We start from the raw sequence: 13,245 nt of genomic DNA, 5'->3' as shown, positions 1-13,245 counted from the left end.
CGCACCATAGTCACTGCACGCGGAAGTAGCGGCAAATCCCCAGCTGATTCCCTCGATTTGCCTCACCGGATCCAAAATCCAGCGACGCGGGCGCTATCCCGCGTTGCGATGGACCTGACGGCCGGCGCCGACCCAACGCTCGACCTTCTCGAGCAGGGCCTTGGGGCTGATCGGCTTGGGCAGATAGTCGTCCATGCCCGCCTCCAGGCAGCGTTCGCGGTCACCCTTGAGCGCATGCGCGGTGACCCCGACGATCGGCACATGCGTACCGGTTTCCTGCTCCATCAGGCGGATCGCGGCCGTCGCTTCGAGACCGCTCATCTCCGGCATCGAGACATCCATCAGGATCATGCACGGATTGAGCGTGCCGAAGGCGTCGAGTGCCTTGCGGCCATTGCCGACGATCTCGAAACCGTAGCCGGTCTCGCCGAGGATCTGGGTGAAGACCATCTGGTTCACCTCATTGTCCTCGGCCACGAGGATATCCAGCCTGTGCCCGCCCCCGGTGGCAGGCAGTCTGGGACGAACCGGCGGCGGCTGCAGCTGCGCGCGCTGCTCGGAAAGCGCCAGAGGCGACCGCGGGGTAATCTCGAGCGCCTCGCTCGCTGGCGGCTGAACGGCCTGATCGTTGGTGGCGTGGCGATGGCGCTGGATGGTCGCGACCAAGGTCTCCAGGAGTACCGAGGAGCGTGCCGGCTTTATCAACTGCGCATCGATGCCGAGATCGCGGTAGCTGGTGTTGGCAAGCGACTGGTCGACCGAGGTCAGCATGATGATCGGCGTGTCCGCGAGGCCCTCGGTGTTGCGCACGATGCGCGCCATTTCGGCGCCGCTCATCTCAGGCATCTGATAGTCGAGCACGACACAATCCACCGCCACGCCATAGGCTGCCGCGGCGATCAGCACCTTGAGACCTTCGGCGCCGCTTTCGGCCGCGCAGGAATCGAACCTCCACGAGGTCATCTGCTCGGTCAGGATGGCGCGGTTGACGGCATTGTCGTCGACGATCAGCACGCGTGCGCCCGTCACGTCCACCGGCGTGATGCGCTGCCCGTTCTGCTGCCCGGCTCCCGGCAGCGTCACCGTGAACCAGAAGGTCGACCCCTTGCCTTCGGCGCTCTCGACGCCGATGTCGCCACCCATCAGGTCGACCAGCCGCGAGGTGATGGCAAGGCCAAGCCCGGTGCCCTCGTGGCGCCTTGTCGACGACGTGTCGACCTGGCTGAATTTCTCGAACACCAGTTTCTGTTTTTCCTCGGGGATGCCGATGCCGGTGTCGGTGACCGAGATCGTCAGCCTGGTTCCCGTCGGAATTCGTTCGCCGCTCACATCGACCAGCACGTGGCCTTCTTCGGTGAACTTCACCGCATTGCCGACCAGGTTGGTGACGATTTGCCGGATGCGGCCGACATCGCCGATGAACAGGCTTTCGAGCCGCGGCTCGATGCGCACGATGAGTTCGAGGTCCTTTTCCTTGGCCCGCGTAGACACCAGCGTCGCCACGTCCTCGATCGCCTCGGCGAGATTGAAGGGCGCCGGGTCGAGCACCAGCTGGCCGGCATCGATCTTGGAGAAATCCAGGATGTCGTTGATGATGGTCAACAGCGCATTGCCCGATTTGACGATGATGTCGGTGAATGTCTTCTGCTTCGGGTCGAGATTGGATTTGGCCAGCAGTTCAGCCATGCCCAGCACGCCATTCATCGGCGTGCGGATCTCATGGCTCATATTGGCGAGGAATTCCGATTTGGCGCGGTCGGCGAGCACGGCGCGCTGACGCGCTTCGCTGAGCTCCGCCTCACGCTGCTTCAGTTCCGTGATGTCGGTCGTCGAACCGATCAAATAGAGCGAACCGTCGGAGGCGATCATTGCGCCCTTGCGGGCGAACTGATGTCTGACGCTGCCGTCGGGAAGGCGCACCGTCTCCTCAATCTCCTGGGTCTCGCCGGTACGCAGCACGGCGAGATCGCTGGCCACGAAGGCCTCGCCATCCGGCCCGAAGATCTCGACGTCGGTGTTGCCGATCGCCTCCTGCTTGCTGAAGCCGGTGAGGTCGCACCAGCCCTTGTTGACATAGAACTGCCTGAGATCGGAGCGCTTGGCGTAGATCGACACCGGTACATTGTCGATCAGGCTGCGGAACACCTCGTTCTCGCGCATGCTCTCTTCCAGAGCTTGCTCGCGTGCCTTGACCTCGGTGATGTCGGTGCTGGAGCCGACCAGATGCACCGATCCGTCCGTAGCCACCAGGCGGCTCTTGCGCGTCACCAACTGCCGCACCGTTCCGTCACGATGGGTGACGGGCTCCTCGACCTCACGCACATTGCCGTTCGTCACGACATCGGTGTCGTCCTGGCTGAAGCCCTCTGCTTCCTCGCCGCTGAACAGCTGGCGGTCGGTCCGGCCGATGACATCGTCCTTGGCGAGACCGGTCAGCGCGCACCAGGCCTTGTTGACGAATTCGATGCTCAGGTCCTGCGCCTTGATGAAGGCGGCTACCGGCAACTCGTCCATGACATGCCGGAAGAGATCGAGCTGGCGCATCGAGTGATGAAGCGCAGCCTCGCGGCTCTTCAGGTCGGTGATGTCGACGCGCACGCCGATGAAGGTGCCGTCTCCGGTGCGCATGTCGTAGACCTGGTACCAGCGTCCATCCCCATTGAGGCGCTCATAGGAGGAATTCGGCAGGCGGTAACGCGCCAGGATGCCATCAAGCCAGCGTTCGGAATCGACTTCGTGAAGGCTGTCGATTCCAGGATCGCCGCTCGACCGGAAATAGCCGACCGAATGGCCGAACTCCAGCGCTTCGCGGAAAGTGCGGCCGGGCTGCCAGAAGGGCTTCAGCGCCGGCAGCGAATCCTGCAGCCTGTGGTTGGCGAAGACGAACTTGTCGTCCCGGTCGTAGATGATAACGCCTGCCGGCAGCGATTCCAGCACGCTGGCGAGATGCTTGCGCGCATCTTCGGCTTCGGTCTCGCGCCGCTTCATGTCGGAAATATCGAAGAGAAAGCCGGCGACATAGTCGCGGCCGCTTGCCATGCGGACGCGGTTCTTCCTGACAATGCGCGAACGGCTGGCGCCGTCGGCCTCGAAGCTTTCTTCCACTTCATATTGCCGCCCGCCAGCCAGCACCTCACGTTCGCTGCTTTCGAACAGCGCGACGTCGGCCGGTCCGAGGAAATCGCCCCCCGGCCTGCCAAGCATGGCCTGCGGCGCCTGCTTGAACAGCGCCGCGAAGGCCTCGTTGACGAAGACGAATCGCAGATTGTCGTCCTTGACGAAGATCGGATCCTTGACGCCGTTGATCACGGCCTCCGCCAGCCGCGCCTTCTCCAGTGCTTCGGCAAGTTCAGCCTCTCGGTCCTTCATGTCGGTGATATCGACGTAGGAAATGAACCGCTTGCCGCCGGCCAGCGCCGCCATCGACGAGATCAGCGTCCGGCCGTCATTGCGCGGGAACTGCCGCGATCCGGCTGTGCCGGCTCTGATTTCAGCCTCGCGTTCGGCGACATGTCGCTGCCATGTCGCGTCGTCCGAACCATAGGGGTCTATGTCGCGGCTCGCGTCCATCAGATCGCGGAAGCTGCAGCCGATCTCGGCGCGCCGGGCGTCGATCTGCCAGAAATCGTAAAAGGCGCGGTTGATGACCTCGGCACGCATGTCGGCATCGAGGACGAGGACACCGATCGGCATCTGATCGACCATGGTGCGGAGATTGGCGAATGTCTCGGCGATCTTGGCGTTGGCATTCTCGATCTCCGCGTCACGACGCTTGACCTCGGTGACCTCATAGTAGGTCAGCAGCCGCTTGCCTCCCGACAGAGCCGTGACCGAGAACATCATGGTCCGCCCGTCGGTGTGGACAAACTCCCGAGGTGCGACGGTACCGCCCCTGATCTCCTCGATGCGAGTGGCGAGGTAGCGCTGCCATTGCTCTTCGTCGATGTCGCCATAGATGCCGTTGCGGCGGTTGAGTTCCATCAAAAGGCTGAACGGCGCTCCAACCGTCACGGCCCCATCCGGAATCCTGGAGAGATCGCGATAGGCCTTGTTGACGATCAGCGTGTCGAGCCCGGCATCCAGAAGCACCACGCCCATATGCATGGCGTCCATCGTCCGCTCGAGATCGGCAAGATGCTGGACGGGCTCGCCGCCAGCCGGCGGCTCGATGTCCTCGAAGGCGCTGGCCAGCGCGGTGACATTGCGGCCTATGCCGCGATAGCCGGCAAATTTTCCGTCACTGTCGAAACGCGGGAAACCTGACGTTAGCACCCAGCGGCAGTCGGGGCGGCCACCCTTCATTTCGTAGACGAAGTCGCGGAACGGCCGGTGCGCCTGCAAGTCCTCCAGATGGGCTGCCGCGCTGCGGTTGCCCTTCCGGATCTGATTGAGAAAATCGAACCGGAACCGGCCAAGCACATCAGCCGGATCGATGCCCGTCGCAGCCTGGTAGTCTTGAGAAAGCCAGGAAAAGCGAAGCTCCGCGTCGGTTTCCCAGGTCCAGTCCGAAGCCGCTTCGACGAGCTGGCGAAGCGCGCCGGCGCGATCCATGTCTACGCCGGACGGTCCATCGCCGCCATGCGCGGCTGTCTTGCCGGGCTCACGCTTGCCGCGCGCGCCGATTGCTTCGTTTGTTTCCGCCATGCTGTCCCCACCCCGAAAATCAAGGCCGAACCCTCCCTCCGCGGTTCATCGGCGGAATGTGCCGCAGAAGCATTAACGATCCGCTAACCTTAACGGCGCAACCGGCCTGTTCCTGCTGCGTTATTCCGTCCGGTTGTGGCGCGCGGCAAGGCCGCGCTATAAGCATGCGCAGGGGTGTTGCTAATGTATGGACGAATAGGGCCTTTCTTGCTGGGCGTGGCGCTGCTTTTCGGCGGCGGCTGCTCGCGCAGCTATGACGGCACGGTCATCATCCCGCGGCCGCTCGATGCCAGGCGGATCTGGGACCGGCCACCGCCCAATGTCGATTACCAGCCGCAGGTCGACAACGGCGCCTTTCCGGGGCCGCCACAACCCCCCGGACCGGTTTCCGAGCGCAAGGCCCTGAAACCTGCGCCGCACAGACGGCATCAGGCCAGGGCGTCACCACCGCCTTCCCCGTCATCGGACTCCGAAAGGCAATTGGCATGCAGGAACGTGAGCGCGCCCGGCCAAAGGGTTCGCATGGTCTGCGAATAGAGCGGTTCGGCGTTTGACAGTGTCGCCAGACCGCTCCCGCGAACAATGTCCTATAGCGACGCCGCGACCTTCCTCGGTTGCTTGGCTCCAGCCTGTCATTCAGCCGGGAAGAAGGCGGGACCGACCACACGCACGGTGCGCTTGCCGGGCTCGATCGACTGGAGTTGAGCGGCACCCGGAGCCTCGATGTCGGTTTCCGGAATTGCCGCGACGCTGCCGAGGTCCGGCTTTGCCTGAGGCAAAGGGATGATTGCATTGGTCATGTTCGTGGGCGTCACCGTCCTAGCCCTCAGTTCGGCAACCCGCTGATAATAACGCTTGACGTCGCAGGCCTTGAAATTGGCATCGTCGCGATACCGGAAAGCGGCCGGCAACTCGGTGTATGGTTTGCGCGTGTCGAGCGCCACCATGCTGTCGGTTTCCTGGCTGATATCGCTCAGCGTGTAGAGATCGACCGCCGGATCATCGCAGATGTAGCGGCATTGATCGGCCATTTCCTTGAGATCGCGGTTGCCGGCGAATTGCGACTTTGGCGCGGGGAAGAAATACCCATCGGAAAGGCGGACGCAAAACAGCATCGCATTGCCGCCGGTCGTGGCCCCGGCCGCTGCCGTCGCGGATTTCGCCTTCGGCGCCGGGCGCTCCTGCGTTACCCCCCGATGAACAGCCGAGCGCCGCGAACCGCGCCTGCAGGCCCGAATTGTCACGGCCGGAATTGGACGCAGCCGCGATCTGGCGCTGCACCTCCGTCCGGTTTCGAGCGAGGTCGGCACAAGCGTTGAAGAAGCCGCCCGCGGCACTTTGCGCGGTGCACTTGCGCTGCCTCTCCAGGCCCTGGATTGCCGCGAGCTGGCGACGAAGCTGAGCCAGTGCCGGGCTCACGCCTCCGCCGCGGCCAGCGGACAGCAATTGACTTTTGATCGCACCACAACTGTCCGCGTAGGAAGGTGTCGTGCCGGACGCAAACGCAGCGACCGTTGCCAGCGCCATCATCATGGAAAGACAGAAACGGGCCATCCGAACGCCATGATACTTGTTGCCGATAGTCCACAACTACGCGCTTTCGACTTGGGCAAACTTCAACTAAATGAGCTATACCTAATATTTTAACACTTCCAACCTGAACAGAACTTAATCTAGTGTAATATAGTCCTGCATGTAAATTCCATATTACATTTTTATTTCAAGATTGAGACGAACCGGGAAGCAACGGAGACAGATCCGCGTTCGTCGGCAGGCCGATGTGTCGAGCCATGCGATCAATCGGGCGTTACCGGTCTCTGGCCTTGAAACCTTTGCTCGTGCTGCTGCGTTGAGGGGCGAAGGAGAACGCGGATGTCGATCCACTTCACGGTGTCGGAACTGACAAGAAACCTTTTTCACTCTCTCGGGCGGGATCACGAGCGTGGTCCACGGCCGCTCAACCCCGAGCAAAACCTGTTGCTCGAGTGCTATCTGGCCGGGCAGATTCCTGAATCGGCATGGAGCGACTATGTCTTTGAGACACCGGATCTGGCACGGCATGCCGAAGTACGGCGCCTGAGCCGTTGATTTGTGCCAACCAGGGAAAGACGCCCGACGCAGCTTTCCGATTCAGACGAACCAGCCACCTTGATGCCCGTTCCATGGCAGACTTTTTTGGGCGTGCCGCTACTGCTTGGGCGAAACGAATTGCTGTGTGAACACGTTGCCGGCAATTCCTTGCGACAGCTCCGGCGATAAACTCAGCGGCGTACAATTCTTCACCGCCGCTATTGCCGCCTCGATGAACGACTGACGCGCCTTGTCGTCGCCGGCCACCTTGACGGCGGTTGGTCGCGGCGCGCCGATCAGAGTACCGTCGCGCTTGAAACTGAAACTCAGGGTTACAGTCGAATTCCCGGCGTCGGCCGGCGGCGTCCAGCACGACTGAATCGCGGCCCCGACAGCGTCCATGGTGTTGAGCGTTGCGGCAACCGATGTGCATACGACACCTGTCGACACCACACCCGCGATCACCAGCTTTGCAACGCCTTTCATCGCACGCCTCATCGTCACGACCAGCCGGCAATCCGCGCGCGGACTGCCGGAATCGATGGTAGGGCCGATACAGGCAATGGCAATATCCCTCGCCAAAAAGTTGTTCGGAGAGAGCCGACTGCGAAGCCGCCCGGGCGACGGACCGAAAACCGATGCGAGCCAATGCCGAAAAACAAAAAGGCCGGCACTGAGCCGACCTTTCCTTTCCGCCTCGACAGTTGCGCCAGTACATCCGTGGTCGCGGGCCGAAAGCGAATTGTCTCCAGTAGACAGGCTATTGGTAAACCAAACCTTAACGTGCCTGCCGTCCCACGCACCAAGTCAGGATTCGATATCCGTGAGACCATCATCTTGCGGTAGGATGGTCCAGGCGACCGCCCTGAACTCGGCTTCCGGCAGGTGGATTCGGGCATGGGAACTGCCGGTTTTTCACGGGGCATCGTGCACGCGTTCGAGGCATGCCGAGCCATGCAGGTATTGGTCCGAACTTGTTAGCTTGTCAGGAGGGCAACGACCGGGCCGTTGCTTGGTACGCCCAAGGGGAATCGAACCCCTGTTCCCGCCGTGAGAGGGCGGTGTCCTGACCGCTAGACGATGGGCGCGTTCAAGAAGGGGCGATATAGGCTGGCGGCTGGGAAAAAGCAACTGGGGTTTGGCGGCTTTGCAGCATCGAACGAAAAACAGCCGGCAAGCTAGCGTTTCAGCTCGATCAGGTCCCAGAGATTGCCGTGGAGATCGGCGAAAACGGCCACGGTGCCGTAGGGCTCGAAGCGCGGCGCCTCGCGGAATTCGACGCCCTTGTTCAGCATGGCGGCGTGATCGCGGGGAAAATCGTCGGTTTCGAGGAACAGGAAGACCCGGCCGCCGGTCTGGTTGCCGATGCTTTTCCTCTGCGCCTCGTCGGACGCCTCGGCAAGCAGCAGCCTGGCACCCTGTCCGTTGTCCGGCGCGACGGTCACCCAGCGCTTGCCGCCGCCGAGATCGACATCCTCGGTCAGGCTAAAACCCAGCCGCTCGACATACCAGGCGATCGCCTCGTCATAATCGGCGACGACCAGCGTCACGGTCGCGACACGGCGATGTTCGGCAAACCCGGTCATGTCCGGCGCAAACTTGTTTGCTGCATTGCCGCCTGCCTATTTGTTGCGGATTGCAAAACGGCCGATCAGGCGGCGCTCGGCGATATCATAGACGAAGATCGCACGGCTGCCGTCGGCAAGCTCGGCGTCGATAGAAAGGCGGCTGCCCGACAGTGACTGACCGACCACCCGGGAGCCTACCGGCAGCACGATGTCCCCGCTGAGCGGTTCGCCGGCGGGCACCTGGACGTCGCCGGCCAGCGGCGGGCTCACCGGCGTTGCCTTGCGTGATTTGTAGACAATCGCCGCGATCACCACCATAAGAGCCAGAAGGAGCAGGCCGAGATTGATGGCCATGAAGCGGATGAGCCTGCCGCGCAGCTTGTCGACCGCGGGGTCAAGCGGCTTTTCCTGCTCTTCATCGGCATCGGGCCGGGCCATGGCAAATATTCCGGAATGGTTTTTCGATGAGCGCTCATAGCGAAGAGGCCCCCGAATTGATAGAGGACCTGTTGATAGAGGCCGCGCCCACCTTGCTGGTCGCCGGCGCGGATGCGGCCGGCCAACGCCTCGACCAGTGGCTGGCGGCAGCGCTTGGCCCGGACATGTCACGCAGTCGCGTGCAGATGCTGATCAGGCAAGGCGGCGTCGTCATCGACGGCAAGCCGGTCAACGAAACCAAGCGCAAGATGAGCGCTGGCGAAAATGTGTCGGTCGCTATGCCGGAACCGGAACCGGCGCTGCCGCAGGGCGAGAACATCGCGCTCGACGTGCTCTACGAAGACAACGAGTTGATCGTCATCAACAAGCCGGCGGGGCTTGTCGTGCACCCCGGCGCCGGCAACTGGACCGGCACGCTGGTCAATGCGCTCATCCACCATTGCGGCGACAGCCTGTCGGGCATTGGCGGGGTGCGTCGCCCGGGCATCGTCCACCGCCTCGACAAGGAGACCAGCGGCGTCATGGTGGTCGCCAAGACCGACCGCGCCCATAAGTCGCTATCGGAAGCTTTCGCCGACCACGGCCTGACCGGCGACCTCGAACGCGCCTACCTGGCTTTGGTCTGGGGTACACCGCAAAGGCCGACCGGCACGATCGATGCGCCGCTTGGCCGCGCCGCCGACCGGGTGCGCCGCGCCGTCGTGCCGGAAGACCGCGACGACGCGCGCCACGCCGTCACCCGCTTTGCCGTGCAAGAGCGCTTCGGCGAGGGCCAGCGGGAATTCGCCACCGCGAGCCTCGTCGAATGCCGGCTGGAAACCGGCCGCACCCACCAGATCCGCGTCCACATGGCCCATATCGGCCATCCCGTTATCGGCGATCCCGATTACGGCTTGGCATTCCGCACCAAGGCCAATCGGCTGCCGGAGCCCCTGAAAACTCAGGTCAAGGCATTTTCCCGGCAAGCTTTGCATGCCTGGCTCCTTGTATTTCGGCACCCCACTACCCATGTAACGGTGAGGTTCGAGGCGTCGATACCGGAGGATATGGAGGAACTCGTCGACGGCTTCCGCAGACTCTGAACCAACCATCAAAAAACCTGACTGTCATTGTTCACTTCAGCGTGACACACTGTTTCGTGTTGAACAAATGCCTGTCTTTTCTGGTTTTGTTCCTGTATAAGATCTGATGTCGCGGGCGAGCCTTTTGGTGCTCGCGTCACATGCCCGCCGCGTTTCGGGGGCATTACTCCAATAGAGAGGGGGCGCTATCATGGCCCAGTCATTACCCAGTATCGTTTCCGGCGAAGGCGGCCTCAGCCGCTATCTGGAAGAAATCCGCCGCTTTCCCATGCTTCAGCCGCAGGAAGAATACATGCTCGCCAAGCGTTATGCCGAGCATGAAGACACCACGGCCGCGCATAAGCTCGTCACCAGCCATTTGAGGCTCGTCGCCAAGATCGCCATGGGCTATCGCGGCTACGGCTTGCCGATCGGCGAGGTGATCTCGGAAGGCAATGTCGGCCTGATGCAGGCCGTCAAGAAATTCGAACCCGAGCGCGGTTTCCGCCTCGCGACCTACGCCATGTGGTGGATCAAGGCCTCGATCCAGGAATACATCCTGCGCTCGTGGAGCCTGGTCAAGATGGGCACGACCGCCAACCAGAAGCGCCTGTTCTTCAATCTCCGCAAGGTGAAGGGCAAGATTCAAGCGCTGGACGACGGCGATCTCAAGCCCGACCAGATCGCCGAAATCGCCACGCGGCTGAACGTTTCCGAGGCCGAAGTGGTGTCGATGAACCGCCGCCTGTCCGGCGACGCGTCACTCAACGCGCCGATCCGGGCGACGGAAGGCGAGTCCGGCGAATGGCAGGACTGGCTGGTCGACGACCACGAAAGCCAGGAAGAGATGCTGATCGAGCAGGACGAACTGGAAAACCGGCGCGGCATGCTGTCGGGCGCTCTGGCCGTGCTCAACGATCGCGAGCGGCGCATCTTCGAGGCGCGTCGCCTCGCCGAGGAGCCGCTCACCCTGGAAGAGCTTTCGGCCGAGTTCGACATCAGCCGCGAGCGCGTGCGCCAGATCGAGGTGCGCGCTTTCGAGAAGGTGCAGGATGCCGTCAAGGCCGCCGCCAAGCGCCAGATGCAGGCGCTGCGCACCATCGAGGCGCAGCCGGCGGCTTAAAGCCGGGACCGATTACGAAATAGAGGGCGGCGTCAGGAAACTGGCGCCGCCCTCTTTGTATACAAGAAGCCGGAGCGTACCCTCAAAGCCCATCAAGCGGAAACTTGAGGTACCGCCGGCCATTGGCTTCCGGCTCCGGCAGCCGTCCGCCATTCATGTTGACCTGCAGCGCATGCAGGATCAGCCGCGGCATCGGCAATGTCCGGTCACGCGTCTCGCGCAGGGCGACGAACTCGGCCTCGCTGCGGGCAGCGACAAGATGGATGTTGGTCGCCTTTTGCGCTCCGACCGTGCTCTCCCACATCGGCTCGCGCCCGCCGGCCTGGTAATCATGGCCGACGAACAGCCGGGTTTCCTCCGGCAGGGCCAGGATGCCCCGGATCGAACGCCAGAGCCGCGCGGCGCTGCCGCCGGGAAAATCCGTCCTTGCCGTGCCGCTGTCGGGCATGAACAGCGAGTCATGCACGAAGGCGGCGTCACCGATCACATAGGTGATCGAGGCCAGCGTATGTCCGGGTGAGAACAGCACCTTGACTGGAAGGGTTCCGATCCGAAACGTCTCGCCTTCGGCAAACAGCCTGTCCCACTGCGAACCGTCGGCGGGAAAATCGGGCCAGTTGTAGATGACCTTCCATAGTGCCTGGACGTCGACGATCCTGTCGCCGATCGCCATCGGCGCTTCGGTCTTCTGTTTCAGATAGTGCGCCGCTGAGAAATGGTCGGCGTGGGGATGGGTGTCGAGAATCCACTCGAGCTCCAGCCCATTTTCTCCAATGAAAGCGAGCAGCGCATCCGCGCTCCTCGTACCCGTTGCGCCGGATTTCTCGTCGAAATCCAGGATCGGATCGATGATGGCGCAGCGCTTCGTCGTCGGGTCCGCGACGACATACTGGATGGCTCCGGTCGGCTTGTCATAGAAGCCGCTGACCAAAGGCCTGGCCAAAGCTACATCCATTCCCGGCTCCATCGCTCACAGCCGGCAGGAACGATTTTCTCCGCCGGAACCCGCCGCGAGCATGGTTGTCCGCCCCGTCGAGCCAGTCAAGCATGACTTGGCTCGCAGGAGCGGAAAACCAAAAACTGTTCCGACGAGTCGGCTTCAGGCGGAAGGTTGTTTGGTCTTCCTGAGGTAAGGCAGGATGGTCTCGTAAGCGCCGAAGCGCTTGATCGCATCCTCGTTGGAAACGGCGGCCGTGATGATGACGTCCTCGCCCTGCTTCCAGTTCGCCGGCGTCGCCACCTGGTGCTTGGCGGTGAGCTGCATGGAATCGACCGCGCGCAGGATCTCGTCGAAGTTGCGCCCCGTCGTCATCGGATAGGTCAGCACCAGCTTGATCTTCTTGTCCGGTCCGATGACGTAGACCGAGCGCACGGTGGCGTTGTCGGCGGGCGTGCGGCCTTCCGAGGTTTCGCCGGCGCCGCCTGGCAGCATGTCGTAGAGCTTGGCGACCTTGAGGTCCTTGTCGCCGATCAGCGGATAGTGCACCGAATGGCCCGTCGCCGTCTTGATGTCGTCCTGCCATTTGCCGTGGCTTTCGACCGGGTCGACCGAAATGCCGATGATCTTGACGTTGCGCTTCTTGAACTCGCCCTCGAGCCCCGCCATCGTGCCAAGCTCGGTCGTGCAGACCGGCGTGAAATTCTTCGGATGGCTGAACAGGATCGCCCAACCGTCGCCGATCCAGTCATGGAACTTGATGGTCCCTTGCGTGGTCTCGGCGGTGAAGTCCGGCGCGATGTCGTTGATACGAAGACTCATGACCTATCCCTACCCCTGGTGAAATTTAGCCTGCATTCTATCGCCGGCCGGCGCCGGCACCTATTCCTAGCACCGCTACGTGACTGATTAAACGGTGGAGATGACGGCTATTCACCCGACGGGCAAAAATTTTTCCGCGCCTTCGGATCGGGGCGAAAATAAAGCGTGACATTGGGCATGAGACAAACGCCAGGGATCGGCGAGGCCCGCCTCAGGCCTTGGTGATCGCCAGCGACGTCGCCAGGTCTTCCATGCGCTGCGCCAAGGCGCCGAGCGCGTTGGTCAGCACGCTGTCGCTCTTGTCGGCCTTGGTCAGTGCCTCGTCGCGCGTCTTGCGCAAGGTCAGCACTTCGCTCTCCATGCCCTTGACGCGCTTCTGCAGTTCGGAAAGCTCGTCCATCACCATGATGCCGGCCATGACGGTCAGCCGCTGGTCGCCAATCTCGCCAAAAGAATCCTTCAGATGCGAGACATAACGATCGAAGCGTTCGGCGAGATCGATCAGATGCTCTTCCTGGCCCTCGTCGCAGGCCATGCGGTACTGCTTGCCGTCGATTAAAACCGTGACCTGTGCCATCGGGC

Annotated in this window: 11 protein-coding genes and 1 tRNA gene; 3 read left to right on the top strand and 9 right to left on the bottom strand. The window is 62.3% G+C overall.

The features are described 5' to 3' along the window. Positions 1 to 93 precede the first annotated feature (93 nt). Both FJ941_RS24715 and FJ941_RS29535 read right to left on the bottom strand, forming a co-directional pair. Positions 94 to 4,644 carry a PAS domain-containing protein gene (locus FJ941_RS24715; protein WP_181169953.1) on the bottom strand — a complete coding sequence of 1,517 codons (4,551 nt, stop codon included), beginning with the start codon at positions 4,642 to 4,644 and terminating at the stop codon, positions 94 to 96. 632 nt (positions 4,645 to 5,276) lie between these two features. Continuing rightward, positions 5,277 to 5,759: a DUF2865 domain-containing protein gene (locus FJ941_RS29535; RefSeq protein ID WP_246673980.1), complete on the bottom strand. Its 483-nt coding sequence runs from the start codon at positions 5,757 to 5,759 to the stop codon at positions 5,277 to 5,279. 757 nt (positions 5,760 to 6,516) lie between these two features. On the opposite strand from FJ941_RS29535, the gene FJ941_RS24700 reads away from it, so the two are divergent. After that, the gene (locus tag FJ941_RS24700) at positions 6,517 to 6,732 is read left to right on the top strand and encodes a hypothetical protein (RefSeq protein ID WP_084636366.1); all 216 of its coding nucleotides are present in this window, start codon (positions 6,517 to 6,519) and stop codon (positions 6,730 to 6,732) included. Between the two features lie 99 nt (positions 6,733 to 6,831). Here the strand turns inward: FJ941_RS24700 and FJ941_RS24695 are convergent, their stop codons facing one another. The 4 genes from FJ941_RS24695 to FJ941_RS24680 form a co-directional block, all read right to left on the bottom strand. After that, positions 6,832 to 7,200 (bottom strand): cell envelope integrity protein TolA, encoded by a 369-nt coding sequence (locus FJ941_RS24695; protein WP_140509724.1) that lies wholly within the window; start codon positions 7,198 to 7,200, stop codon positions 6,832 to 6,834. 527 nt (positions 7,201 to 7,727) lie between these two features. Continuing rightward, positions 7,728 to 7,802 (bottom strand) — tRNA-Glu (locus tag FJ941_RS24690). Between the two features lie 90 nt (positions 7,803 to 7,892). Continuing rightward, positions 7,893 to 8,300 (bottom strand): VOC family protein, encoded by a 408-nt coding sequence (locus tag FJ941_RS24685; protein WP_140509722.1) that lies wholly within the window; start codon positions 8,298 to 8,300, stop codon positions 7,893 to 7,895. Positions 8,301 to 8,336: 36 nt separating this feature from the next. Then, on the bottom strand, positions 8,337 to 8,720 hold the full coding sequence (locus FJ941_RS24680; protein WP_140509720.1) for a fimbrial protein: 384 nt from the start codon (positions 8,718 to 8,720) through the stop codon (positions 8,337 to 8,339). Positions 8,721 to 8,746: 26 nt separating this feature from the next. Here FJ941_RS24680 and FJ941_RS24675 point away from each other — a divergent pair, with 26 nt between their 5' ends. Together FJ941_RS24675 and rpoH are read left to right on the top strand one after the other, a co-directional pair. Continuing rightward, positions 8,747 to 9,802, top strand: coding sequence for an RluA family pseudouridine synthase (locus FJ941_RS24675; protein ID WP_140509718.1), 1,056 nt, complete (start codon positions 8,747 to 8,749; stop codon positions 9,800 to 9,802). A gap of 190 nt (positions 9,803 to 9,992) precedes the next feature. Continuing rightward, entirely contained in the window at positions 9,993 to 10,904 is a 912-nt protein-coding gene (gene rpoH / locus FJ941_RS24670) for an RNA polymerase sigma factor RpoH (protein ID WP_015315375.1), read from the top strand. Positions 10,905 to 10,986: 82 nt separating this feature from the next. On the opposite strand, the gene FJ941_RS24665 is transcribed toward rpoH, so the two are convergent. The 3 genes from FJ941_RS24665 to FJ941_RS24655 all read right to left on the bottom strand — a co-directional run bounded on the left by FJ941_RS24665 (position 10,987) and on the right by FJ941_RS24655 (position 13,240). Next, complete coding sequence (locus FJ941_RS24665) at positions 10,987 to 11,859, bottom strand: MBL fold metallo-hydrolase (RefSeq protein ID WP_140509716.1); 873 nt, start codon at positions 11,857 to 11,859, stop codon at positions 10,987 to 10,989. Between the two features lie 144 nt (positions 11,860 to 12,003). Then, entirely contained in the window at positions 12,004 to 12,663 is a 660-nt protein-coding gene (locus FJ941_RS24660) for a peroxiredoxin (RefSeq protein WP_140509714.1), read from the bottom strand. Between the two features lie 211 nt (positions 12,664 to 12,874). After that, the gene (locus tag FJ941_RS24655) at positions 12,875 to 13,240 is read right to left on the bottom strand and encodes a cell division protein ZapA (RefSeq protein ID WP_140509712.1); all 366 of its coding nucleotides are present in this window, start codon (positions 13,238 to 13,240) and stop codon (positions 12,875 to 12,877) included. Between the last annotated feature and the right edge of the window lie 5 nt (positions 13,241 to 13,245).

Origin of the sequence: Mesorhizobium sp. B2-3-13, from assembly GCF_006442195.1 — a bacterium.
GTDB classification, from domain to species: Bacteria; Pseudomonadota; Alphaproteobacteria; order Rhizobiales; family Rhizobiaceae; genus Mesorhizobium; species Mesorhizobium salmacidum.
Note: the sequence above shows the minus strand (reverse complement) of the source record. Positions and strands in the feature narration are given on the sequence as shown.

Bases quoted from the DNA above. Each gene is read 5' to 3' on its own strand.
- rpoH (WP_015315375.1), top strand. From the start codon at position 9,993: ATGGCCCAGTCATTACCCAGTATCGTTTCCGGCGAAGGCGGCCTCAGC.
- FJ941_RS24660 (WP_140509714.1), bottom strand. From the start codon at position 12,663: ATGAGTCTTCGTATCAACGACATCGCGCCGGACTTCACCGCCGAGACC.
- FJ941_RS24675 (WP_140509718.1), top strand. From the start codon at position 8,747: ATGAGCGCTCATAGCGAAGAGGCCCCCGAATTGATAGAGGACCTGTTG.
- FJ941_RS24695 (WP_140509724.1), bottom strand. From the start codon at position 7,200: ATGAAAGGCGTTGCAAAGCTGGTGATCGCGGGTGTGGTGTCGACAGGT.
- FJ941_RS24715 (WP_181169953.1), bottom strand. From the start codon at position 4,644: ATGGCGGAAACAAACGAAGCAATCGGCGCGCGCGGCAAGCGTGAGCCC.
- FJ941_RS24685 (WP_140509722.1), bottom strand. From the start codon at position 8,300: ATGACCGGGTTTGCCGAACATCGCCGTGTCGCGACCGTGACGCTGGTC.
- FJ941_RS24700 (WP_084636366.1), top strand. From the start codon at position 6,517: ATGTCGATCCACTTCACGGTGTCGGAACTGACAAGAAACCTTTTTCAC.
- FJ941_RS24655 (WP_140509712.1), bottom strand. From the start codon at position 13,240: ATGGCACAGGTCACGGTTTTAATCGACGGCAAGCAGTACCGCATGGCC.
- FJ941_RS24680 (WP_140509720.1), bottom strand. From the start codon at position 8,720: ATGGCCCGGCCCGATGCCGATGAAGAGCAGGAAAAGCCGCTTGACCCC.
- FJ941_RS29535 (WP_246673980.1), bottom strand. From the start codon at position 5,759: ATGCTGTTTTGCGTCCGCCTTTCCGATGGGTATTTCTTCCCCGCGCCA.
- FJ941_RS24665 (WP_140509716.1), bottom strand. From the start codon at position 11,859: ATGGATGTAGCTTTGGCCAGGCCTTTGGTCAGCGGCTTCTATGACAAG.